Origin of the sequence: Sphingomonas montanisoli, from assembly GCF_008274695.1 — a bacterium.
GTDB lineage: Bacteria > Pseudomonadota > Alphaproteobacteria > Sphingomonadales > Sphingomonadaceae > Rhizorhabdus > Rhizorhabdus montanisoli.
The window spans coordinates 891,784-913,998 of record NZ_VTOU01000003.1 but is presented as its reverse complement, the minus strand read 5'-3'; the positions used below and the strand labels follow the sequence as shown (position 1 = coordinate 913,998).

At 65.4% G+C, this 22,215-nt stretch carries 23 protein-coding genes; 8 read left to right on the top strand and 15 right to left on the bottom strand.

Features of this window, described 5'->3' with window-relative positions:
• Positions 1–43 precede the first annotated feature (43 nt).
• A complete protein-coding gene (locus FYJ91_RS15645) occupies positions 44–931 on the top strand; it encodes a ParB/RepB/Spo0J family partition protein (RefSeq protein ID WP_149523172.1) in 888 nt (295 codons plus the stop codon).
• 6 nt (positions 932–937) lie between these two features.
• On the opposite strand, the gene holA is transcribed toward FYJ91_RS15645, so the two are convergent.
• Genes holA through FYJ91_RS15625 form a run of 4 tightly spaced genes read right to left on the bottom strand, consistent with a single transcriptional unit; the run spans position 938 to position 5,465 of the window.
• Positions 938–1,957 carry a DNA polymerase III subunit delta gene (holA, locus tag FYJ91_RS15640; protein ID WP_149523171.1) on the bottom strand — a complete coding sequence of 340 codons (1,020 nt, stop codon included), beginning with the start codon at positions 1,955–1,957 and terminating at the stop codon, positions 938–940.
• A gap of 10 nt (positions 1,958–1,967) precedes the next feature.
• On the bottom strand, positions 1,968–2,483 hold the full coding sequence (lptE, locus tag FYJ91_RS15635; protein WP_149523170.1) for an LPS assembly lipoprotein LptE: 516 nt from the start codon (positions 2,481–2,483) through the stop codon (positions 1,968–1,970).
• A complete protein-coding gene (leuS, locus tag FYJ91_RS15630) occupies positions 2,480–4,987 on the bottom strand; it encodes a leucine--tRNA ligase (protein ID WP_149523169.1) in 2,508 nt (835 codons plus the stop codon). Before leuS ends, lptE begins: the two co-directional genes overlap by 4 nt.
• Before the next feature lie 34 nt (positions 4,988–5,021).
• The gene (locus FYJ91_RS15625; RefSeq protein ID WP_149523168.1) at positions 5,022–5,465 is read right to left on the bottom strand and encodes a DUF3576 domain-containing protein; all 444 of its coding nucleotides are present in this window, start codon (positions 5,463–5,465) and stop codon (positions 5,022–5,024) included.
• A gap of 226 nt (positions 5,466–5,691) precedes the next feature.
• Here FYJ91_RS15625 and FYJ91_RS15620 point away from each other — a divergent pair, with 226 nt between their 5' ends.
• Positions 5,692–6,402: a porin gene (locus FYJ91_RS15620; RefSeq protein ID WP_149523167.1), complete on the top strand. Its 711-nt coding sequence runs from the start codon at positions 5,692–5,694 to the stop codon at positions 6,400–6,402.
• On the opposite strand, the gene FYJ91_RS15615 is transcribed toward FYJ91_RS15620, so the two are convergent.
• Complete coding sequence (locus FYJ91_RS15615) at positions 6,403–6,936, bottom strand: thiamine phosphate synthase (protein ID WP_149523166.1); 534 nt, start codon at positions 6,934–6,936, stop codon at positions 6,403–6,405.
• A gap of 21 nt (positions 6,937–6,957) precedes the next feature.
• On the opposite strand from FYJ91_RS15615, the gene FYJ91_RS15610 reads away from it, so the two are divergent.
• A complete protein-coding gene (locus FYJ91_RS15610) occupies positions 6,958–7,617 on the top strand; it encodes a YggS family pyridoxal phosphate-dependent enzyme (RefSeq protein ID WP_149523401.1) in 660 nt (219 codons plus the stop codon).
• Positions 7,614–8,663 carry an enoyl-CoA hydratase/isomerase family protein gene (locus tag FYJ91_RS15605; RefSeq protein ID WP_149523165.1) on the top strand — a complete coding sequence of 350 codons (1,050 nt, stop codon included), beginning with the start codon at positions 7,614–7,616 and terminating at the stop codon, positions 8,661–8,663. The genes FYJ91_RS15610 and FYJ91_RS15605 overlap by 4 nt, the downstream gene beginning before the upstream one ends.
• On the opposite strand, the gene FYJ91_RS15600 is transcribed toward FYJ91_RS15605, so the two are convergent.
• The gene (locus FYJ91_RS15600; RefSeq protein WP_246152655.1) at positions 8,660–9,568 is read right to left on the bottom strand and encodes a zinc transporter ZntB; all 909 of its coding nucleotides are present in this window, start codon (positions 9,566–9,568) and stop codon (positions 8,660–8,662) included. The two genes, FYJ91_RS15605 and FYJ91_RS15600, sit on opposite strands and share 4 nt — an antisense overlap.
• On the bottom strand, positions 9,568–10,311 hold the full coding sequence (locus FYJ91_RS15595; RefSeq protein WP_149523164.1) for a precorrin-2 dehydrogenase/sirohydrochlorin ferrochelatase family protein: 744 nt from the start codon (positions 10,309–10,311) through the stop codon (positions 9,568–9,570). The genes FYJ91_RS15600 and FYJ91_RS15595 overlap by 1 nt, the downstream gene beginning before the upstream one ends.
• An 83-nt stretch (positions 10,312–10,394) precedes the next feature.
• Between FYJ91_RS15595 and FYJ91_RS15590 the strand changes: the two genes are divergently transcribed.
• Positions 10,395–11,390 carry an aldo/keto reductase gene (locus FYJ91_RS15590; protein WP_149523163.1) on the top strand — a complete coding sequence of 332 codons (996 nt, stop codon included), beginning with the start codon at positions 10,395–10,397 and terminating at the stop codon, positions 11,388–11,390.
• A gap of 121 nt (positions 11,391–11,511) precedes the next feature.
• Here the strand turns inward: FYJ91_RS15590 and galU are convergent, their stop codons facing one another.
• The 4 genes from galU to argH are packed head-to-tail and all read right to left on the bottom strand — an operon-like array spanning position 11,512 to position 15,283.
• The gene (galU, locus tag FYJ91_RS15585) at positions 11,512–12,378 is read right to left on the bottom strand and encodes a UTP--glucose-1-phosphate uridylyltransferase GalU (protein ID WP_149523162.1); all 867 of its coding nucleotides are present in this window, start codon (positions 12,376–12,378) and stop codon (positions 11,512–11,514) included.
• Positions 12,379–12,386: 8 nt separating this feature from the next.
• Positions 12,387–13,658, bottom strand: coding sequence for a diaminopimelate decarboxylase (gene lysA, locus FYJ91_RS15580; protein ID WP_149523161.1), 1,272 nt, complete (start codon positions 13,656–13,658; stop codon positions 12,387–12,389).
• A gap of 9 nt (positions 13,659–13,667) precedes the next feature.
• The gene (locus FYJ91_RS15575; protein WP_149523160.1) at positions 13,668–13,910 is read right to left on the bottom strand and encodes a flagellar basal body L-ring protein FlgH; all 243 of its coding nucleotides are present in this window, start codon (positions 13,908–13,910) and stop codon (positions 13,668–13,670) included.
• Positions 13,907–15,283: an argininosuccinate lyase gene (gene argH / locus FYJ91_RS15570; protein ID WP_149523159.1), complete on the bottom strand. Its 1,377-nt coding sequence runs from the start codon at positions 15,281–15,283 to the stop codon at positions 13,907–13,909. Before argH ends, FYJ91_RS15575 begins: the two co-directional genes overlap by 4 nt.
• On the opposite strand from argH, the gene FYJ91_RS15565 reads away from it, so the two are divergent.
• Positions 15,243–15,845 (top strand): TlpA family protein disulfide reductase, encoded by a 603-nt coding sequence (locus FYJ91_RS15565; protein ID WP_149523158.1) that lies wholly within the window; start codon positions 15,243–15,245, stop codon positions 15,843–15,845. The two genes, argH and FYJ91_RS15565, sit on opposite strands and share 41 nt — an antisense overlap.
• 133 nt (positions 15,846–15,978) lie before the next feature.
• Positions 15,979–16,761, top strand: a complete 783-nt coding sequence (locus tag FYJ91_RS15560; RefSeq protein WP_149523157.1) for a DODA-type extradiol aromatic ring-opening family dioxygenase — start codon at positions 15,979–15,981, stop codon at positions 16,759–16,761.
• On the opposite strand, the gene FYJ91_RS15555 is transcribed toward FYJ91_RS15560, so the two are convergent.
• Positions 16,741–17,337 (bottom strand): DedA family protein, encoded by a 597-nt coding sequence (locus tag FYJ91_RS15555; protein ID WP_149523156.1) that lies wholly within the window; start codon positions 17,335–17,337, stop codon positions 16,741–16,743. The genes FYJ91_RS15560 and FYJ91_RS15555 overlap by 21 nt on opposite strands.
• Before the next feature lie 78 nt (positions 17,338–17,415).
• Between FYJ91_RS15555 and FYJ91_RS15550 the strand changes: the two genes are divergently transcribed.
• Complete coding sequence (locus FYJ91_RS15550; RefSeq protein WP_219822605.1) at positions 17,416–17,982, top strand: DUF1993 domain-containing protein; 567 nt, start codon at positions 17,416–17,418, stop codon at positions 17,980–17,982.
• On the opposite strand, the gene FYJ91_RS15545 is transcribed toward FYJ91_RS15550, so the two are convergent.
• The 3 genes from FYJ91_RS15545 to recF all read right to left on the bottom strand — a co-directional run bounded on the left by FYJ91_RS15545 (position 17,960) and on the right by recF (position 22,167).
• Positions 17,960–18,421, bottom strand: a complete 462-nt coding sequence (locus FYJ91_RS15545) for a YaiI/YqxD family protein (protein ID WP_149523155.1) — start codon at positions 18,419–18,421, stop codon at positions 17,960–17,962. The two genes, FYJ91_RS15550 and FYJ91_RS15545, sit on opposite strands and share 23 nt — an antisense overlap.
• Before the next feature lie 139 nt (positions 18,422–18,560).
• Positions 18,561–21,059, bottom strand: coding sequence for a DNA topoisomerase (ATP-hydrolyzing) subunit B (gyrB, locus tag FYJ91_RS15540; protein ID WP_149523154.1), 2,499 nt, complete (start codon positions 21,057–21,059; stop codon positions 18,561–18,563).
• Between the two features lie 55 nt (positions 21,060–21,114).
• Positions 21,115–22,167 carry a DNA replication/repair protein RecF gene (gene recF, locus FYJ91_RS15535; RefSeq protein ID WP_149523153.1) on the bottom strand — a complete coding sequence of 351 codons (1,053 nt, stop codon included), beginning with the start codon at positions 22,165–22,167 and terminating at the stop codon, positions 21,115–21,117.
• Positions 22,168–22,215 lie beyond the last annotated feature (48 nt).

The window sequence follows — 22,215 nt, the reverse complement described above, 5'->3', positions numbered from 1 at the left end:
AGCGGTTCGCACATTCTATGAAGTTCGGGAAGGAAGATATTCGATGAGCGAGGCGCCCAAGCGCGGACTGGGACGCGGGCTCTCGGCCCTTCTCGGCGAGGTTCAACGCGAGCAGCCGGTCGCCCCCGATGCGCATCGTCCTGCAGGGGTTCAGATGCTGTCGATCGCCTCGATCAGCCCCAATCCCGATCAGCCGCGCCGCCATTTCGATGATGATGCGCTTGATGAACTGGCGGCGTCGCTCGCCGCGCGTGGACTGATCCAGCCGATCGTCGTCCGCCCGCGCGGTCATGGCTATCAGATCGTCGCCGGCGAACGCCGCTGGCGGGCGGCCCAGCGCGCGCGCTTGCACGAGGTTCCTGTGATCGTGCGCGAACTGGACGACGTCCAGACGCTCGAGCTTGCAATCATTGAGAACATCCAGCGACAGGATCTCAACGCGATTGAAGAAGCCGAAGCATATCAGCGGCTTACCAAGCAGTTCGGACATACGCAGGAGGCGTTGGGCAAGCTCGTCAACAAATCGCGCAGCCATATCGCCAATCTGCTCCGCCTGCTCGAACTGCCCGAGAGCGTGCGGGTGATGGTAGCGAGCGGCACGCTCGACATGGGTCACGCGCGCGCACTGATCACTGCGCCTGACCCCGAAGCGCTTGCCCGTGAAGTGGTCGAGCGCGGCCTTTCCGTTCGCGAAACCGAAAAGCTCGCGCGCGGCGGCCGTCCGCCGGCCAAGCGCGGCCAATCGGAAGTGCCGATCGAATATAAGAGCGCGGACGCCGATATCGGTGCGCTCGAACGCCACCTGGGCGATATTCTGGGTCTCAAGGTCCAGATCGAGCATCAGGGAAAAGGGGGGCGCGTCGTGATCGGCTATTCGACGCTCGACCAGCTCGACCTCGTTTGTCAGCGGCTTAGCGGCGAACCCATCTGAGCGGTCTCAGCGTCGCGCGGCGGCGGCTCGGGCGATAGCGATCACTTCCTCGCCGACCAACGCAAATCCCGCGGTGCCACTGCGCTTGAGTTCGCGCTCAGCGGCGGCGAGGCGGAGGGTGGCGGTCGCGATGGCATCGGAGGACCAGCGCGCCGTCATGCCCGCCAGCAGATCCTGATCCTTCCAGAAGATGCCGCGCCCGGCGGACGCCATCGCCGCCTGCACCGTCTTGCCACTGTCCACTTCGGCGCGCAGCGGCTGAATCTGGGCCAGGCGGCGTAGCAGACCGCGGATCAATGGTATCCCTTCGGCATCGCCGATCTGCGCCAGTTCCTCGCTTGCGCGGGCGACCTGGCCCGAAAGCGCCGCGTCGATCACCGCCGACATATCACTTTCGTCGATCGCGGCCGCAATCGCGTCGAGAACCTGCGGCTCGACCGGGCGAGGGGCCTCGGGTGTAGCGTCGATATACAAAGCGATCTTTTCGAGTTCGCGGGCCATCAGCGCGCGATCGGCGCCCGTGGCGGCGGCAATACGCCGCGCAGCCTCGGGATGCAGCTGGACACCCAGCGGACGGGCGATCTCGATCGCAGCCTGATCGGCCTTCACGCCCTCAGGCGCATAGCTGGCGAAAGCCATCGCCGAATCGCTTGCAAGGGCGAGCTTCACCAGCTTGGAATCCTTGCGCAAATTGCCCGCGATCACGACCACCGGATTGCCGGCGGAGTTCGATTCCAGAAGGGCATCGACCGCCTCGACAATCTCGTCGCCCGCGGGCTCCACGCGAATATGACGCGCACCGCCGAACAGCGAGATCGAGGCGGCCTCGTCAGCGAGAAGGGCAGGGTCAGCCTTGAGCTGTGATCCGGTGAAATCAATGCGTTCGGCGTCGGCGCCGAGTTTCTTCGGCAAGCGCGCGGCGAGATCGCGCGATCCGGCCTCGTCGGGACCGTAGAGCAGGAACAGCCGATAGGCGGGATCGGCGCCGTCGAGCGCGCGAGCGATCTGCGCGGCGTTGGCTTTCACGCCTCGGCCTTCAGGGGCCGCTGGATGCGGCGCGGTCGCCCTGGCGGCGCAGGTAGGTCGCGATGCGGGCGACGATCTGATCGGCGAGCGCGGTGCTGAGCCGCTCAAGCGCGGTCTGCTCCGCCGCGACGGTGGCATATTCCGAGCTTACGACGTCGATGCCGGCGTCTGCCGATGCCGTCTGGTCGAGCATCACGCTACCCGTGCCGACATCGACCAGCCGATAGCGTGCGCGCAGCTGGCGCCGTTCACGGGTCACGGCGCTATCGCGACGGATACCGAAGCCGGTGATAGAATCGTCGAGCTCGACCTCAAGCCGATATCGATAGGCGCTGTCGCGATGATGGAGCCGGTCGTTCAAGGCGGTGCGAACCAACCAGCCCCTTTGCCCTTCGATGGGCGCAACCTCGACTGCCGTGAGCGCCGACGCGGTCGATCCCGCCTCGCCGCCGCCATAAAGCGGTCGCAGCCCGCACGCGCCGAGCAGAAGCGGGAGAGCGAGGAGGAGGGGGCGAAGCTGCTTCATATGACGATGTTCACCAGACGATCGGGCACGACAATCACCTTCTTGGGCGCAGCCCTTTCGAGTGAGCGGACGATCTTGTCCGATGCCATCGCCATAGCCTCCAGCGCGGCGCGATCGGTGCCCTTGGGGGCAACCAGGGTATCACGCAGCTTGCCGTTCACCTGTAGCGCGATCGTGACCTCGTCGTCGACCAGCAAGGCTGGATCATGCTTGGGCCACAGGGCGTCGGCGATCAGGCCGGTTTCTCCCAGCCGCGCCCAGGCTTCCTCGGCCAGATGCGGGACCATCGGCGCGACGAGCCGCACCAGCGCCCGCGCGGCAGCGTCGCGGCTCGCGGAAGGCGATGCTTTCTCGATCGCGTTGGTGAGTTCGTGCAGCTTGGCGACGGCGCGGTTGAAGCCGAGCGCATCGATATCGGCGGCGATGCCGGCGATCGCGCGGTGCAGCTTGCGATCGAGATCCTTGTCCTGCCCCTGCGCAGGCTCACCCGGTTCAGTGATGCGCCAAAGCCGGTTGATGAAGCGCCAACAGCCTTCGATCCCGCTCTCGGTCCATTCCAGATCGCGCTCGGGCGGGCTGTCCGACAGCATGAACCAGCGTACCGCGTCCGCACCATATTGATCGACGATCGGACCCGGATCGACGACGTTCTTCTTGGACTTGGACATCTTCTCGATGCGGCCGACCGTCACCGGCTCACCGGTCGCGGTCACGACGCCGTTGGAGATGTCCTCGGGGCTCAGCCACTGGCCGGCGGGATCCTTATAGGTTTCGTGCGTCACCATACCCTGCGTGAACAGGCCCGTGAACGGCTCCTTGACGCCGATCTTACCGATCCGCTCCAGCGCGCGGGTCCAGAAGCGGGCGTAAAGCAGGTGGAGGATGGCATGCTCGACCCCGCCGATATACTGGCCGACGGGCATCCATTTTTCGGCCGTCGCGCGGTCGAATGGCTGGTCGTCTGGCTGGCTGGCGAAGCGAATGAAATACCAGCTCGAATCGACGAAGGTATCGAGCGTGTCGGTCTCGCGAACTGCCGGCGCATTGCACGACGGGCAGGTGACATGCTTCCACGTCGGGTGGCGATCGAGCGGGTTGCCGGGAATGTCGAAGCTCACATCCTCGGGTAGCACCACTGGCAGATCAGCCTTGGGCACCGCGACCGGGCCGCAGCTCTCGCAATGGATGATCGGGATGGGCGTGCCCCAGTAACGCTGGCGCGAGACGCCCCAGTCGCGCAGGCGCCACACGGTCGTGCCGGTGCCCCAGCCTTCGCCTTCGCCGCGCGCGATCACCGCCGCCTTCGCCTCGTCGACCGACAGGCCGTCCAGGAAGCGCGAGTTCACGATCCTGCCGGGGCCGACATAGGCCTCGTCATGGATCGGCGCGTCGGCTTCCTCAGGCGAGGGGGCGACGACGCGGGTGACGGGCAGCGCATATTTGCGCGCGAAATCCAGATCGCGCTGGTCGTGCGCCGGGCAGCCGAAGACCGCGCCGGTGCCATATTCCATCAGCACGAAGTTCGCGACGAACAGCGGCAGCTTCCATGTCGGATCGAGCGGATGTGTGACCGAAAGCCCGGTGTCGAAGCCCTTCTTTTCGGCGGTCTCGATCTCGGCGGCGGCGGTGCCGGTGCGCTTGCAGTCCTCGATGAAGGCGGCGAGTTCGGAATTGTTCGCGGCCAGCGCCTGCGCGATCGGATGATCGGCGGCAATGGCGGAGAAGCTCGCTCCGAACAACGTATCGGGGCGCGTCGTGAACACTTCGAACCCGTCGATGTCGCCGACGGCCCGATCCAGCGCGAAGCGGAAGCGCATGCCCTGCGACTTGCCGATCCAGTTTTCCTGCATCGTGCGGACCTTTTCGGGCCACTGGTCGAGCGTCTTGAGGCCGTCGAGCAGATCGTCGGCAAAGTCGGTGATCTTGAGGAACCACTGGCTGAGCTTGCGCCGTTCGACCAGCGCGCCCGAGCGCCAACCACGCCCGTCGATCACCTGTTCGTTGGCGAGCACGGTCATATCGACCGGATCCCAGTTGACCGCGGATTCCTTGCGATAGACGAGGTTCGCCGCATAGAGATCGAGGAACAAAGCCTGTTCCTGGCCATAATAATCGGGTTCGCAGGTCGCGAGTTCGCGGCTCCAGTCGAGCGCGAAGCCCAGGCGCTTCAACTGCCCGCGCATCGCCGCGATATTGGCGCGGGTCCAGTCGCCGGGATGGACCTTCTTCTCCATCGCCGCATTCTCGGCGGGCATGCCGAACGCGTCCCACCCCATCGGGTGCAGCACTTCGTGCCCCTGCATCCGCCGGAAGCGGGCAAGGACGTCACCCATCGTATAGTTGCGGACGTGCCCCATGTGGATGCGCCCCGACGGATAGGGGAACATCTCGAGCACATAGGCGCGGGGCTTGGCACTGGTATCGTCGGCGTGGAAGCTGCCTTGCTCTTCCCACACGCGCTGCCAATGCGCGTCCGCCTTCACATGGTTGAAACGCGCGTTCATCTGGTCTTCCGAAATCTGTCAGTGGTGGGGGCGATCAGCCCCCGACAGTCACGCGGCGCAGATCGCGCGCCTTGGTGAGGATGATGTCTTCCAGCTTCTGCGCGGTCGCAGCCTGGACGGAGGCGTCGACCCACTGGCCGTTCTGCAACACCTGGCGCACCGGCGCCACGCGCACCGCATCGGCGCGCAGATCGGCGTCGAGGATGGTGACGGTCAGCTTCATGCGCTCGGCCGGCTGATTGGGATTCACATACCAATCGGTCACGATCACGCCGCCGTTCGAATCGGTCTGCAGCAGCGGCATGAACGCCAGGGTTTCCAGCGATGCCTTCCACAAATAGGCGTTGACGCCGATCGTGGTGGTCTTGGCCGCCGCGATGTCGGATGCGGTCCGCACCTTCTTCTTGCCGCCGCCGCCACAGCCGGCGAGGGCTGCGATGAGCGCAATGGCAATCGCGGTGCGGGCTTGGATTTTCATGCGCGGAACGTCCTCGGGATCTCGATGTCGCGCCGTTATAGTTGCTCCTTGCGCCCCCGCAAGAGCGCGGGCGCGTCGGCCCCGCAACCATGCGCGCGGATGCGGGTTGTGGAGTATGTGCAACAGGGTGCGGAATTCGGAATCCGGCGGCTGGCTTTCGCGCGAAAGTGCGTGCTAAGCGCGGCGGAACGATAAGACGAGTCCGATCAGGCGAGTCCTTTAGGCAATGACGATCAGGGGGATCACGGCAAGACTGGTTGGCGCCGCTGCGGCCGCGTCGCTGTTCCTGCTTGCGCCTGTATCACCGGCCCTGTCGAAGCAGCCGGACGCCAAGGTCAAGATCGTCCGCAAGCGCACAAATATCGGTTTCTTCACCCCCGCCGCATCGAATCCAGCCCGCGCGGCGTCGCTCGCGCAGGCAGGCCTCGACGTCGATGATGCCGGATTCCGGTTCACGCCTTCGGGAAGCGGCAATCGCCGCGCCGTCACCGTGGCGGTGCGCGCGCGCAATACCAAGTTCGCGGCCCGCAGCGGCGCGTCGCTCAGCCCGACGGTTACTGGCCTCGAACCCTCGGCATACAGCCTCGGCGCTTCGGTGGGCTGGAAGCGTTTCGCCCTCGCTGGCGATGTCGCCCGGGTCGATGGCGGCCTGATCGCCGAAAGCCGCGAGATCGCGGATCTGGGTCTGAGCTATTCGGGCAACAAGTGGAGCACACGTCTGCTGTTCGGCGCCGAGCGTGCTTCGAACGATCAGACGCGGATCGCTGGAATCGATCAGAGCCTCTCGCTCGATCTGGGTGGCTCCTATTCGGTGACCAAGAATCTCGAGGTTACCGGCGGCCTGCGCTACAAGTCGCAGCGCGAGCGGCTCGATCTTGGCAATGATCAGCGCCTCGACAGCCAGGCGCTCTACGTCGGCACCGCTTTCCGCTTCTGATCAGCGGGTCCAGGCGTCGATCGCCGCCCATCCATAAGCACCCAGACGGATCGCGATCCGCCCGCGCTTCGCATCCATCCCGCCCAATGCCAGCACCGGCGTCCGCGTCGCCCGCATAAGCGCCGCGAACCGCATCTGCCCAAGCGCCGGCGCGCCGGGATGCGATCGGGTGGCGTGGACAGGCGATATCAGGATCAGCGCCGCGCCCGATCGCTCGGCCGCGCGTAATTCACGAAGATCATGGGCCGGCGCGGTGCCGATGCGGGGCGGGCCCGCGTGGCGATGGTGGCTCCCGTCAGCGCGCCACCGACGCGCGTTGGCGTCGTCGCCGGCGAGTAACAGCATCACCCCGCGACGCCGGCACAGTGCATGCAACCGATCGAACAGAATGCGTCGTTCTGCCATCGGGGTGGCATGGTGCCGGAAGATCACGCCCGCACCGCGTGGCATATGCGCGACCGCCGCGAACAGTGCGTCGCCCTGCCGTTCGTCGGTCATCATCCAGAGTTGCGGGTAAGGGTGGCGGCGCTTCATCGCCCCTCCTATAGCAGCGACATGATCGCGATCGACACCAGCCCGTTGGCCGATATCCGCGCGCGCATTGCGCAGGTGGCCGAAATTGCGGGGCGCAAAGCCGCCGACATCGAACTCATCGCCGTTTCGAAGACCAAGCCTGCTGCAGCGATCCGCCCGCTGATCGACGAAGGCCAGGCCAGCTTCGGCGAGAATCGCGTGCAGGAAGCCGAGGAGAAATGGCCCGGCCTGCCCCGCGACGCCGTGCGCCTCCACCTGATCGGCCAGCTCCAGTCGAACAAGGCGCGCGAGGCGGTGGCCCTGTTCGATGCGATCCATTCGGTCGATCGCCCCTCGCTGATCGAGGCTTTGGCCAAGGCGATGGACGCGGCGGAAAAGCGCCCCGATTGCTTCATTCAGGTCAATATCGGCGCCGAGGATCAGAAAGGCGGCTGCGGGATCGACGATCTGCCGGTCATCCTCGGCCGCGCGCGCGACGCGGGCCTGCCGGTGGTGGGATTGATGGCGGTGCCGCCGCTCGATACCGAGCCGGCGCCCTATTTCGCTCTGCTCGCCAAGCTGGCGAAGCGCCATGATCTGACCGGGCTCAGCATGGGCATGTCGGGCGATTTCGAAACTGCGGTGATGCTGGGCGCGACGCATGTCCGCGTTGGCACTGCGCTTTTTGGGGACAGGGCATGACCGATCTGGTGCACTTCGCGGTGGAAGGGGGCGTCGGGCGGATCAGCCTGACCCGGCCCAAGGCGATTCACGCGCTCAACCTCGAAATGTGCCAGGCGATGCTCGACCAGCTCGTCGAATGGATCGGCGATGTCCAGGTGACGACGGTGATCGTCGATCATGGTGAGGGCCGCGGCTTCTGCGCCGGCGGCGACGTGCGTTGGCTGGTGGCGGAAGGCGATGCGGATGGCGAGGATGCGCGCGCCTTCTTCCATACGGAATATCGGCTCAACCACCTGATGTTCACCTATCCCAAGCCGATCGTCGCGTTCATGGACGGGGTGACGATGGGCGGTGGCGTCGGCATTTCGGCCCCCGCGCGCTATCGGATCGCGACCGAAAATACGGGTCTTGCTATGCCTGAAACGACGATCGGCCTGTTCCCCGATGTGGGCGGCGGCTGGTATCTGTCGCAATTGCCCGGTGCGACGGGCGCTTTCCTCGCGCTCACGGGCGCGCGGCTCGACGGGGCGGAGTGTTTGGCGCTCGGCCTCGCCACCCACTATCTGCCGTCGGAAACGCTGAGCGACGTGAAGGCCGCGATCGCCGCCGAGCCCGGCGATATCGACGTGATCCTCGCCGACGCCTCGATCGACCCGCCTGCCGCGCGCATTCTCGGCAATCGCGAGCGGATCAACCGCCTGTTCGGTCTGCCGCGCTACGAGGACATCCTCGCCGCGCTCGCCGAAGATCCGTCCGACTGGGCGACCAAGGAGTTGGAGACGCTCAGCCACAAATCGCCGTCGTCGTGCAAGATCAGCCTGCGCCTGTTGAAGGAGGCGGCGACCTTGCCCGATTTCGCGGCGGAAATGGCGCTCGAATATCGGCTCGCGTCGCGCGTCGCGGTCTCGCAGGACTTTGCGGAGGGCGTCCGCGCGCTGCTCATTGACAAGACCGGCCATCCCCAATGGCGCCCGCCGACGTCAGAGGCGGTCACCGACGAGATGATCGACGCCGTCTTCGCGCCGCTCCCAGAAGGCAAGGGCTGGACGCCGCAGCCGCTCTAGCCCCTGAACCAGTTCCGGATCACGAAATAGGCAGTCACGCTGACGCCGACGAACACGCAGAACGCCGTCACCACCCAGAAGCTGTAGGGATGGTGGGCATAGGGTATGCCGTCGACGTTCATGCCCAGCAGACCGGTGACAAAGGTTAGCGGCAGGAAGATCATCGCGACCACTGCGATCGCCAGCGACCGGCGATCGATCTTTTCGGCGCGCAGATCGGTAATCTGTTCGTGGAGCAGCGCCGATCGCTCGCGCACCGCTTCCAGTTCTTCGGCCATGCGTGCGAAGCGATCGGCGGCTTCGCGGATGTGGATGCGATCGTCATCCTCGATCCAGGCGGTCTGCAGCGTGCTCATCGTCTCCAGCGCCTGGCGCTGCGGCACGATGAAGCGGCGATAGCTGATCGCTTCCGACCGCGCCTTGGTGATCTCGCGACGCAGTTCGTAGGCGCGTTCGCCATCGAGCCCGAGTTCGCAATCGTCGATCTTGTCGCCCAGATCGGCGACGACGGGATCGAGCTGCCTGGTGATCATGATCGCGATCGCCGCGATCAGGTCGCCGGGGTCCTTATAATCCTGATGGCTCGCATGTTCGCACAGCTCGTCGAGCCCCGCGAGCTGGCGGAAGCTGACCGAAATCACGCGCCCCTTCTCCGCCCAGACGCGGATCGAGACGAGCGCGTCTCCCTCCTCGTCCTGCACTTTCCTCAGACCGCGCAGGTTGATCAGCGTGCCTTGTTCGAGCGGCTGGCAGCGCGGGCGGGTCTCGACCGCCATCAGTGCGATCCGCGCCGTCAGCGGCAGATCCTGCGCATCGAGCCACTCGACCGATTCGGGATCGCGCCCGTCGAGGTGGGTCCAGCACAGATCGGGTTGATTGCCGATGTGCCAAGTGCCGGTTCCCACTATAGAATCTCCAGATCGATCGACAAACCTACTGGCAGCGTGGCGGGCGGCGTGACGCAGATTATGCGTTCGGCATCGGCGCGCGCGCGATCGAGGATCGCGGCGGGTGCGTCGGATCGGTGGTAGATCCGGTCGGCGCGGCCCAGCAACCGCGCCTCGCGCAGCGTCAGATCGTCGGGGTCGGCCGAGCGCGGACGCAGGTGGACAAGCCCGGTTTCGGCAATCGCGACAGGCGCCTGGAGCCAGGTATCGACATCGCCAGTGTCGCCTAGCGGATCGAGTGGCCCCGCCAACGCGGCGTCGATTGCGTGGCGTCGATCGTCCGCCGCAGGCCATCGCGCGCGGATGCGCGGGCGAGCCGCATGGAGGGCGGTCGCAAGCGTGCCCAGCGTCGTCGGCAGCAGGCTTTCGATCCGTTGCCGCAGCGCCTTCGCCAGCCCCGCCGATGCGCCACCGGTGCCGATCGCGATCAGCACGGGATCACGGTCGACGATGGCCGGCAGCGTGAAATCGCACAGTTCGGGCCGGTCGGTCACGTTGACCAGAACGCCCCGCGCCTGAAGCCGTGCCGCGGCAGCTTCGTCGCCATCCGCGACGATCGCCAGCGCCGCGGTCGCATCCTCGCCGACGATCGTCGCGCCGGCCCGTTCGAGCAGGCGGCGCTTGGTATCGGCAGCGGGGCCGGAGCCGATCAGGATGACCGGGCGGCCTTTCAGTGCAACGAAGATCGGCAGGCTGTGCATCCGATGCCTTGTTACGCGCGTGACAGATTTTGCCAAGCGGTGCAGGACGGGAGGGCAGGGATTGTCTAGTGACGGAGTCGAGAATGGTGGAAACACGCAAGGTCGGACAGTTCGAAATCAATCCGATTGGTGTCGGTTGCATGGGGTTCAGCCACGGCTATGGCGGGCGGCCCGATGAGGCGAGTGCGATCGCCGCGCTCAATCACGCGATCGATATCGGTTATGACTTCCTCGACACCGCCGCGGCCTACGGCATGGGCGCGAACGAGCGGCTGGTGGGCAAGGCGCTGCGCCATCGCCGCGACGAATTCACGCTAGCTTCCAAATGCGCGCTCGGCGCGACGCGCGAGGGCGGCCGCGCGATCGACGGCACGCCCGAAGGGATCGCGCTGACGCTCGATCAGTCGCTTGACCGGCTCGGCGTCGACCATATCGATCTCTATTATCTCCACCGGCTCGATCCCAACGTGCCGATCGAGGAGTCGATCGGCGCGCTCGCCCGCGGTGTCGAGGCGGGCAAGATCCGATCGATCGGTGTGTCGGAGATTTCATCGGACCTGCTGCGCCGCGCGCATGCGACGCATCCGATTGCCGCGATCCAGACCGAGTATTCGCTGTGGACGCGCAATCCGGAGATCGCCCTGCTCGACACGTGCCGCGAGCTGGGCGTGACCTTCGTATCCTTCTCGCCGGTCGGGCGCGGCTTTCTGGCCGGGGCGGTCGATGCGACGACGACCTATGAACAGGGCGACATGCGTGGCCCGATGCCGCGCTTTAATGCGCCGAACCTTGCCGCCAATCTGGTGCTGCTCGATCGGTTTCGTGCAGTCGCCTCCGATCAGGGTTGTACGATCGCGCAACTCGCCATTGCCTGGGTGCTCGCACGCGATCCCGCGATCGTTACCATCCCTGGTACCACCAACGCCGCGCATATGGAGGAGAATATGCGCGCGCACGACGTCACGCTGTCCGACGCGCGGCTGGCCGAACTCGATGCACTCATCAACCAGACCACCGTTTCAGGCAGCCGCTACACGGCGGCGATGCAGTCGATGGTGTCGACCGAGCAGTTCGCCTGACGCCCTAACTCGTCATTGCGAGGAGCCGCTTGCGGCGACGAAGCAATCCACTCCGAACTGCGGACTGGATTGCTTCCCCCGGATCAAGTCCGGGGTCGCAATGACGAGCGGATAGGCGGCGTCAAAGGTTGGCGATGAACGCCCGGATCGAGCCCGCAATTTCGGGCCGCTCCAGCGCCAGCGCGATGTTCGCCTGGATGAAGCCGGCATTGTCGCCGCAATCGTGGCGGGTGCCGTCGAAGGTCTGGGCGTGGAACGGCTGGACGCCGATCAACTTTTCCATCGCGTCGGTCAGCTGGATTTCGCCGCCCGCACCACGCTCGCCCTTGTCGAGCAGGTCGAAGATTTCGGGCTGCAGGATGTAGCGACCGACGAGTGCTAGGTTGGACGGCGCGGTGCCCTGCGCGGGCTTTTCCACCATCCGCTTGATCTCGGTCGCACGACCATCCTGCGCGCCCGGATCGACGATGCCATATTTGTGGGTCTGGTCGGCGGCCACTTCGAGCACCGCGACGACATTGCCGCCCTTTTTCTCATAGGTCTCGGTCATCTGCATCAGGCAGGGTGAGGCCGGATTCCACAGAAGCTCGTCGGGCAGGAGCACCGCGAACGGCTCGTCACCGACCAAAGACCGCGCGCATGCGACGGCATGGCCCAGGCCCAGCATCTGCTGCTGTCGCACGAAGGCGGCCTTGCCGGGGGCGAGGCGGGTGGTTTCGAGCAGGTCGATGAAGCTCTGCTTGCCCTTGGCGGCAAGGTCGGTCTCGATCTCGAAGGCGCGATCGAAATAGTCCTCGATCGCGCCCTTGTTGCGCCCCGTCACGAAGATCATCTGCTCGATCCCCGCAGCCTTCGCCTCGTCGACAGCATATTGGATCAGCGGCCGATCGACGACGGGCAGCATCTCCTTGGGGACGGCCTTGGTGGCGGGAAGAAAGCGGGTGCCGAAACCGGCGACGGGGAAGATGGCCTTGCGTACGGGCTTCATGCTTGCTCCTACAACCAGGGCGGCAGCTTATCTGCCGCGATCAGGCTTTCGATCGGCTGCCTCTCCCGGACTAGCGCCCATTTGTTACCGGAAACCAGCACTTCGGGCGTCAATGCGCGGGAATTATAGGTATTTGCCATCGTCGCGCCATAGGCGCCTGCGGTCATGAAGGTGACGAGGTCGTCAGCCTCCACACCGTCCATCTCGCGGTTCTTGGCGAAGGTATCGCCCGATTCGCAGATCGGCCCGACAATATGCGCCGTCATCCGCCCGCCGTCGGGCGTGACGTTCCGCACCTCGTGATAGGCGTCGTAAAGGCTTGGCCGCATCAGATCGTTCATCGCCGCATCGACGATCACGAACGGATCGGTGACGCCCGGCTTCACGCGGATGACCTTGGACAGCAGCACGCCGGCATTGCCGACGATCACACGGCCGGGTTCGAACAGCAGGCGCACGTTCCACCCCGCCGTCACCTCGCGCACCATCGCGCCATAGACGTCGGGCAGGGGGGGCGTGGGCTTGGCAGGATCGTAAGGCACGCCCAGGCCGCCGCCGAGATCGGCGGTGACGATATCATGGCCCGCCGCGCGCAGCTCGGCGATCAGAACGCCGACCTTTTCGAATGCGGCGCGCGACGGATCGAGGTTCGTCAGCTGGCTGCCGATATGGACAGCGACGCCACGCACGGCGACGCCCGGAAGTTCGGCGGCACGGGCATAGGCCGCCATCGCGCGATCATAAGCGACGCCGAATTTGTCTTCGGAGCCTCCGGTCGAGATCTTGGCGTGGGTGCCCGCGACGACATTGGGGTTGATGCGGAAGGCGATCGGGGCGGTCACGCCCAGCTCGATCGCCACCGCGCTCAGCATCTCGGCCTCGGGCTCGGATTCGACGTTGAACTGGAAAATGCCCTCGCGCAGCGCCAGCTTCATCTCCTCGGCGGTCTTGCCGACGCCGGAAAAGACGATGCGATCGGCCGGAATCCCTGCCGCACGCGCACGCAGCAGTTCGCCGCCCGAAACCACGTCGGCGCCAAGACCCATCTTCGCGAGAATGGCGAGCACCGCGCGGTTGGGATTGGATTTCACCGCAAAGGCGACCAGCGGCTTCTCAGGCACCGATTCGACGTCGGCGACGGCGTCTAGAAAGACGCGCGCATGCCGCTCGATCGTCGCGCTCGAATAGACATAGACGGGCGTGCCCACCGCAGCCGCGATTTCGGGCAGCGCCACGTCTTCGGCGTGGAGGACGCCGTCCTTGATATCGAAATGGTCCATTGGGAAAACTCAGCCGGGAGGGGGCAGGTCGAACCGGTCGTCGGGGCGTTCCTCCGACCGGGTGAGAAGATCGTCGGTGCGGCGAGGCCGCGTGTCGATGCCGGGCGTCAGCAGCTGCGGAACGGTCGGCTGGACGGCGGCAGTCGCGGGTTTCTGCGGAAGGCTTTGGCCGACCTTCGGCTTCAGCGCCTCACGCTGGCCGCAACCGGCGAGCGCGACCGCCAGGGACATAAGGGCGATGCGGGTCTTCATGCGTCGATCCCCAATACTGCCTTGGCTTGTGCGATGCGTTCCCGCACCTGATCGGGCGCTGTGCCACCATGGCTGCGGCGGCTGGCGACCGATGCGTCGACCGACAGTGCCTGATAGACGCGATCGTCGATCCGCGCATCGATCGCCTTGAGTGCTTCGATCGGGAGCTTGTCGAGCGCCACGCCTTCGCGCTCCGCCAGCTTTACCGCAGTGCCGGTGATGTGATGCGCCTCGCGAAACGGCACGTCCGCCACACGCACCAGCCAGTCGGCAAGGTCGGTCGCGGTGGAGAAGCCGGCTTCGGCCGCCTGGCGAAGCCGGGATGTGTTGAAGGTGACCTTCTCGACCATGCCGGTCATCGCCGCGATCGAGAGCGCGAGCAGATCGTGCGCCTCGAACACCGGCGGCTTATCGTCCTGCATGTCCTTCGAATAAGCGAGCGGCAGGCCCTTCATCGTCATCGTCAGCGCCATCATGCAGCCGGCGATCCGCCCCGAATGGCCGCGCACCAGTTCGGCCGCGTCGGGATTGCGCTTCTGCGGCATGATCGAACTGCCGGTCGAATAGCTGTCGGGCAGCGAGACGAAGGCATAAGGCTGGCTCGCCCAGATGATGAATTCTTCGGCGAGGCGCGACAGGTGCAGCGACGCCTGCGTCGCCGCCATCAGATAATCGAGTGCGAAGTCACGATCGCTGACCGAATCGAGCGAATTGTCGGTCGGCGCGTCGAAGCCGAGCGCCGCCGCCGTCATCTGCCGATCGATCGGAAAGCCCGTGCCGGCCAGCGCCGCTGAACCGAGGGGGCAGCGATTGAGCCGCGCGCGCGCATCGGCGAAGCGGCTGCGGTCCCGCCCGATCATCTCATAATAAGCCATCAGGTGATGGCCGAGCGTCACCGGCTGGGCGACCTGCAGGTGGGTGAAGCCCGGCATCACGCTGGCGGCGTGTTCACCCGCGCGGGTGACGAGTACGGTCTGGAGCGCCTTCAGGCCCGCCTCGACCGAATCGATCGCATCGCGCACCCACAATTTGAAATCGGTCGCGACCTGATCGTTGCGGCTGCGCGCGGTGTGCAGCCGGCCGGCGGCGGGGCCGATCAACTCGGCCAGCCGGGTCTCGGTGACCATGTGGATGTCTTCGAGCGCCAGATCGACCGGAACGCCGCGTTCGGCATATTCGCTTTCGATCGTAGCGAGCCCGCCGGTGATCGTCTCGGCATCCGCCGTGCTGACGATTCCCTGCTTGCCGAGCATGGCGACATGGGCTTTCGAACCCGCTATGTCCTGCCGCCACAGTCGCTTGTCGAAAGGGATCGAGGCGTTGATTTCGCGCATGACCGCAGCCGGGCCTTCGGCGAAACGCCCGCCCCACATCGTGTTGGCATCGTCGGTACGGCCGGTAATCGCCTGTCTCCTCGCGCTTTCGCTGGCGGCTTGCGATACTAAGCCGGCCGAACAGCCGCAAGCGGCCATCCCACCCGAACAGGTCGGCAAGGTCGATATTTCGAAGCGCGGCACCGATATGTCCGCCATTCCGTTCGTCGCACCCGCCGGCGGCCCCGCTACGCTGACCGCATTTCGCGGCAAGCCGCTGATGGTCAACCTGTGGGCGACATGGTGCGGGCCGTGCATCGCCGAGATGCCGACGTTGGAGAAACTCGCGGGCAGCGACAGCCGCTTTCAGCTGATCGTCGTCAGCCAGGATCTTGAGGGGCAGAAGCTGGTCGGGCCCTTCTTCGCGAAGGAAAAGCTCAAGACGCTCAAGCCCTATCTCGATCCCCAGAATGTCCTGATGCAGGCGTTCCAGACAGAGACGCTGCCGACCACGGTGTTCTTCGACGCGGCGGGCAAGGAACAGTGGCGCGTGCTGGGCGCGATGGACTGGAGCGGGGACAAGGCGAAGACGCTGATCGACGGGGCGATCGGGCCTAGCTGACCTCACCACTCCCGTTCATGTCGAGCGAAGTCGAGACATGTTTGCTGAGCGTGCGTGAACATGTCTCGACTTCGCTCGACACGAACGGCGTGGATGGATTGAAAGCAGTCGGCCCCGTCACGATCTAGCCGTCATGCGACAGCCCACCTTCTACATCCCGCATGGCGGCGGCCCCTGCTTCTTCATGGACGATCCCAAGGGCGTCTGGACGGGCATGGAGGCGTTCCTGCGCGATCTGCCCGCGACCTTGGCCGACAAGCCGCGCGCGATCTTGATCGTGTCGGGCCATTGGGAGACGCGCGGTTTCCGCTTCACGGGAAATGCTCGGCCGCCCTTGATCTTCGACTATTATAACTTCCCGCCGCACACTTATCAGCTGACCTATCCCGCGCCGGGCGATCCCGATCTTGCGGCGCGCGCGGCTGGCCTGTTGAGCGCGGCGGGGTTCGATGCGGCGGTCGATCCCGAACGCGGGCTCGATCATGGTGTGTTCGTTCCGCTCAAGGTCGCCTTTCCGGATGCGGACGTGCCGGTGGTCGAAATGTCGCTCGACAAGGATCTCGATCCCGCGCTCGTCTTCGATTCCGGGGCGGCGCTTGCGCCCCTACGTGATGAAGGTGTGCTGATCGTTGGCGCGGGGATGAGCTTTCACGACTTGCGCCTTTACGGGCGCGCTCAGGCGAATGACCCGTCGAAGCAGTTCGACGACTGGCTGGTCGAGGCCGCCGCTGATCCCGCCGAGCGGCGTGCCCGCCTGATCGAATGGAGCCGCGCGCCCGCCGCCCGGATCGCGCATCCGCGTGAGGAGCATCTGCTGCCGATGATGGTCGCCGCCGGCGCCGCATCGGGCGTGGGCACGCAGATCTATGGCGAGCGCGTGCTCGAAGCCTCGATCTCAGGCTTCCGCTTCGATTGAGACCAGAGCGGCGCGCTTTCGCGCGCGTCGCTTGCGCCACCACAGCCAGATCAGGAAACAGGTGCCAGGGATCGGGAAGGCGATCATCAGTTCGGTCTTGTACGGCGCGAGGCTGGCGAGAAGCCGATCGACCGCCGGACCAAACAGATAGCCGATCGTCACGAAGATCGCCGACCAGATCAGGGCCGCGATGACGTTGAGCGTGGCAAAGCGCCGCCAGCGCATCTGCGTGAGGCCGATCGCGATGGGGCTGACCATCCGCAACCCGTAGAGAAAACGGAACAGCAGGACGTAGGCGTTCGGATAACGTTCGACGAAGCCGATCGCCTTGGCGAAGGCGGGTTTCTGCCGCGCACGCTGGACGAACGGGCGATCGCGAAAGCGGCGGCCGAGCAGGAAGAACAATTCGTCGGCGGTAAAGGCGCCGAAGGCGATCGCGAGCCAGGCTTCGACTGGGGTCAGTATCCCGCGATGCGCCATCACCCCGCCCGCAATCGCCGCTGTCTCGCCCTCGAAACCTGCGCCGAGCGCGATGGCCCAGGCGCCATATTCCAAAAGATGATCCAGGCCGGCCATATATCCGCCAGCATAGAGATACGGCTGGGGAGAGCCACGGGTTTCCGACGCTTGACAACGAGGCGTGCCCGATGGCCGATGGCGGTCAAATCACATTATCGGGGATATGCCTTCATGTCGCTCTACACGCTGTCGATACCGGTGCTTCGTCGTGGCCTCGTCAACATGATCGCCTGCCTCGACAAGGGCGTCGCCTGGTGTGCCGAAACTGGCCTGGCGGAAGGCGAATTGCTCGATGCGCGGCTCGCGCCCGACATGCACCCGCTGACCCGCCAATATCAGATCGCGAGCGACGCGGCGAAGGGCGCAGGCGGCCGGCTATCGGGTGGTGAACCGCCCTCTATGGCGGACACCGAAGCGAGCTTCGCCGACCTGCGCGGGCGGATTCAGCGCACGATCGACTATCTCGACACGGTCGATGCGGCCACCGTCGATGCCAAGGCGGGCACCGAAGTTCTGGTCAAGCTGCCGGGGGCCGAACTGCGCTTTTCGGCTGAAGATTTCCTCGCCAGCTTCGTCTTCCCGAACTTCTTCTTTCACGCATCAATGGCCTACGCGATCATGCGGATGAAGGGCGTGCCGCTGGGCAAGATGGATTATCTGCAGCTGCAGAACGTGATCGTCAGGACGCCCGCCGCAGCCTGATGATCGCTTCATCCAGGGCCGACAGGAAGCGCGATCGATCGACTTTGGAAAAGGGCGCCGGCCCGCCGATCGCATCGCCGACTGCGCCAGCGCGAAGATCGGCCATGATCGCGCGCGTCGCCACCTGCGCACCGATAGATTGCAGCGTGAAGGGCTTGCCGGTCGGCGACAGCAATGTCGCCCCCGCCTTCAGGCAGCGGTCGGCGAGCAATATGTCGGCGGTGACGACGATCGCCTTGGCGTCCGCGCGTTCGGCGATCCAGTCGTCGGCCGCATCGAATCCGTCGCTCACCACCTCGCGCGCGATCAGCGGATGGACGGGGACGCGCAGATGCTGGTTGCTGACGATCGTCACCGGCACCTCATGGCGCCACGCGACCTTGTAGATCTCGTCCTTCACCGGGCAGGCATCGGCATCGACCAGGATACGGACCGACATCAGTTATCCCATCCCGTTCGTATCGAGCCCTTCGACGACGCCTGCGGCGTCGCTCTGGATAAACTCCGTCGAGATACGTCGGCTTGGCGCGCGGAAACCTGTCTCGACTCCGCTCGACACGAACGGTGAAGAGGAGGCATCAAACGTCCAGATTAGCCACCGACAGCGCGTTCTGCTGAATGAACTCGCGGCGCGGTTCGACCACGTCGCCCATCAGCCGGGTGAAGATCTCATCGGCCATGTCGGCCTGCGTGACTTCGACCTTCAGCATCGATCGGTTGGCGGGGTCGAGCGTGGTTTCCCACAATTGCTCGGCGTTCATTTCGCCCAGCCCCTTGTAGCGCGCGATCGACAGGCCCTTGCGGCCCGCCGCAAAGATCGCCTCGAGTAGTTCGGACGGACGCGTCACTGCCGTGCCCTTGGTCGGGGCGACAGGCTCGTCATCGTCCGACGCCGCGGCCTCAGCCGCCTTGGTCGAAACGAGACGCGCGACCTGCGCATAGGATTCGGCCTGTTCGCTGGCGAGCGTGTGGAGCTTGCGTGCCTCGGTCGATCCCACGAAGGCCGCGTCGACGATGTGGTGATCGGTGACGCCGCGCCACAGCCGCTTGAAGTGATAGCCGCCCTCGGTCGTCACCTCGCCGCTCCACTGCGCCTCGAGATCGGCACGGCCCTGCCATTCGGCGGCAAGGGCCACGGCCTGCGCGCGTTGCGCAACCGGCAATGTCGGATCGAGCGCGCCGGTCAGTGCCAGCGCCTCGACCACCGCCAGATTGTAGCGTCGCGGCACATAGCCCATCAGCGTCGACATGCGCCGGGCATGGTCGACCAGCCCGCGCAGATCCTCACCCGATCGCGCACCGGTGGCGCTTTCGAGGATCATCGCGTTGAGACCTGCATCGACCAGATAGGCGTCCATCGCCGCGCCGTCTTTCAGGTACACCTCGGACCGGCCCTTCGCGACCTTATAAAGTGGCGGCTGGGCGATATAGAGATGCCCCGCTTCGATGATCGGTCGCATGTGGCGATAGAAGAAGGTCAGCAGCAGCGTGCGGATATGCGCGCCGTCGACGTCGGCGTCCGTCATGATGACGATCTTGTGGTAGCGCAGCTTTTCCAGGTTGAAATCGTCGCGGCCGATGCCGGTGCCCATCGCCTGGATGAGCGTACCGACCTCCTTGGACGAGAGCATGCGATCGAAGCGCGCGCGCTCGACGTTCAGAATCTTGCCCTTCAGCGGCAGGATCGCCTGATTTTCCCGATTGCGGCCCTGCTTGGCAGAACCGCCGGCCGAGTCACCCTCGACGAGGAACAGTTCGCACTTGCTGGGATCGCGCTCCTGGCAGTCGGCGAGCTTGCCGGGCAGCGAGGCGATGTCCATCACGCCCTTGCGCCGGGTCAGCTCGCGCGCCTTCTTGGCCGCTTCGCGCGCGGCGGCGGCGTCGATCACCTTCTGGACGATCGAGCGGCCATGCGCCGGATTCTCCTCAAGCCATTCGGCCAGCTTGTCGGCCATCAGGCTTTCGAGCGGCTGGCGAACCTCCGACGAGACGAGCTTGTCCTTGGTCTGGCTGCTGAACTTCGGATCGGGCAGCTTGACCGAGACGATCGCGGTCAACCCTTCGCGCATGTCGTCGCCGGTAAGAGTGACCTTCTCTTTCTTCAGCAGGCCCGACTTGTCCGCATAATTGTTGATCGTGCGGGTCAGCGCCGCGCGGAAAGCCGCCAGATGCGTGCCGCCATCGCGCTGCGGGATGTTGTTGGTGAAGCAGAGGACCTGCTCATAATAGCTGTCGTTCCATTCCAGCGCGACGTCGATGCCGACATCGTCGCGCTGTCCGTTGATCGCGACCGGATCGGGCATCAACGCGGTCTTCGCGCGATCGAGATAGCGAACGAACGCCGCGATGCCGCCTTCGTAGAACAGCTCGATCTCATTCGGTTCCGAATGGCGCCCGTCGACCAGGAACAGCCGCACGCCCGAATTGAGGAAGGCGAGTTCGCGATAGCGATGCTCAAGCTTCTCGAAATCGAACTCGGTGATCTTGAAGGTGTCGGCCGATGGCAGGAAGGTGACCTTGGTACCCTTCTTGGGCACCCCGGCATCGTTTAGCGGCGCGGGGCCGGTGACCTTGAGTGGCGCGACCGCATCGCCGCGACGGAACTGCATATTATGCTCTTCGCCGTCACGCCAGATCGTGAGATCGAGCACATCGCTGAGCGCGTTGACCACCGACACGCCGACGCCGTGGAGGCCACCCGAGACCTTGTAGGCATTCGCGTCATTGGTGTTGTCGAACTTACCTCCGGCGTGAAGCTGGGTCATGATGACCTCGGCCGCCGAAACCCCTTCCTCGGCATGGATGCCGGTCGGGATGCCGCGTCCGTTATCCTCGACCGAGACCGATCCGTCGGGGTTCAGCGTGATGACGATCCGGTCGCAATGGCCGGCCAGCGCCTCGTCGATCGCGTTGTCGCTGACCTCGAACACCATGTGGTGGAGGCCAGATCCGTCGTCGGTGTCACCGATATACATTCCAGGGCGCTTGCGGACCGCGTCGAGGCCCTTGAGGACCTTGATCGAGTCTGCGCCATAGCTGTTGGGATTTTCGGTCTTCTGGGGTTCGTTCTCTGACATGCCGATTATATAGGAAATGACGCCGCAAAACTAAAGCGAAATGGGCGTCTGGCCTTCACGGCAGGCTCATCCGCCAGGCGTCGGCGCCTTCGAACAGTGCGGGCTCCGTCCCGGTCATCCAGATCTGCCCGCCGCCGGCTGCCAACCGATCGAACAAAGCGGCGCGGCGGCCGGGATCGAGATGCGCGGCGACCTCGTCGAGCAGCAGGATCGGTCGCGCGCCTTTCCGCTCGGCGACCAGATCGGCATGGGCGAGGATCAGGCTGAGCAGCAGTGCCTTCTGCTCGCCGGTCGAGCTGCGCGCGGCAGGCTGGCCCTTGGCGGCGTGGGTGACGATCAGGTCGCTGCGGTGCGGTCCGCTCAGCGTGCGTCCCGCCGCGCGATCGCGTCCACGTCCCTGGCGCAGTTCGCTGGCAAGATCGCTACCGTTCCACCCGCCAATGTCGAGCGTCGGGCGCGCGAACGGCCCTTCGGGTTCGGCGGCGATCCGAGCGTTCAGCGCCACCACCATGTGTGCGCGTGCCTGAGCGACGGCATCGCCATGCTCGGCCATCGCGGCCTCCAGCGCGTCGAGCCAGACCGGATCGGGGGGTGTCTCTTCGCCCAGCAGGCGGTTGCGATCGCGTACCGCCGCCTCGTAGCGCGTGGCGTGCGCGGCATGGGCGGGATCGAGTGCGAGGACGAGCCGGTCGAGGAAGCGCCGTCGCCCGCCCGGCGTATCGACGAACAGCCGGTCCATCGCCGGCGTCAGCCAGACCAGTGACAGCCATTCGGCAAGTGTGTTCGCCGCTGTTGGCGCGCCGTTGATCCGCACGATGCGCCGATCTGGCGCCTGTGGTTCGGTGCCGGTGCCGATGTCGATCGGCTCGCCGGTGCTATCGACCAGCCGCGCGGCTACCGCAAAGCCGCCCGGTCCGTCGGTTCGCGCCATATCCGACAGCGCCACACCGCGCAGGCCGCGTCCTGGTGCGAGCAGCGACAGTGCCTCAAGCAGGTTGGTCTTGCCCGCACCATTCTCGCCGGTCAGCACGACCAGGCCCGTGCCGGGCTCGATCAGCAATCGTCCATGCGATCGGAAGTCGGTCAACGCGAGGCGGGTGACGGCCATCACCGCCCCTTGCGCGATTTCGGGCTTTGGGGGAAGCCGGGCCGATGA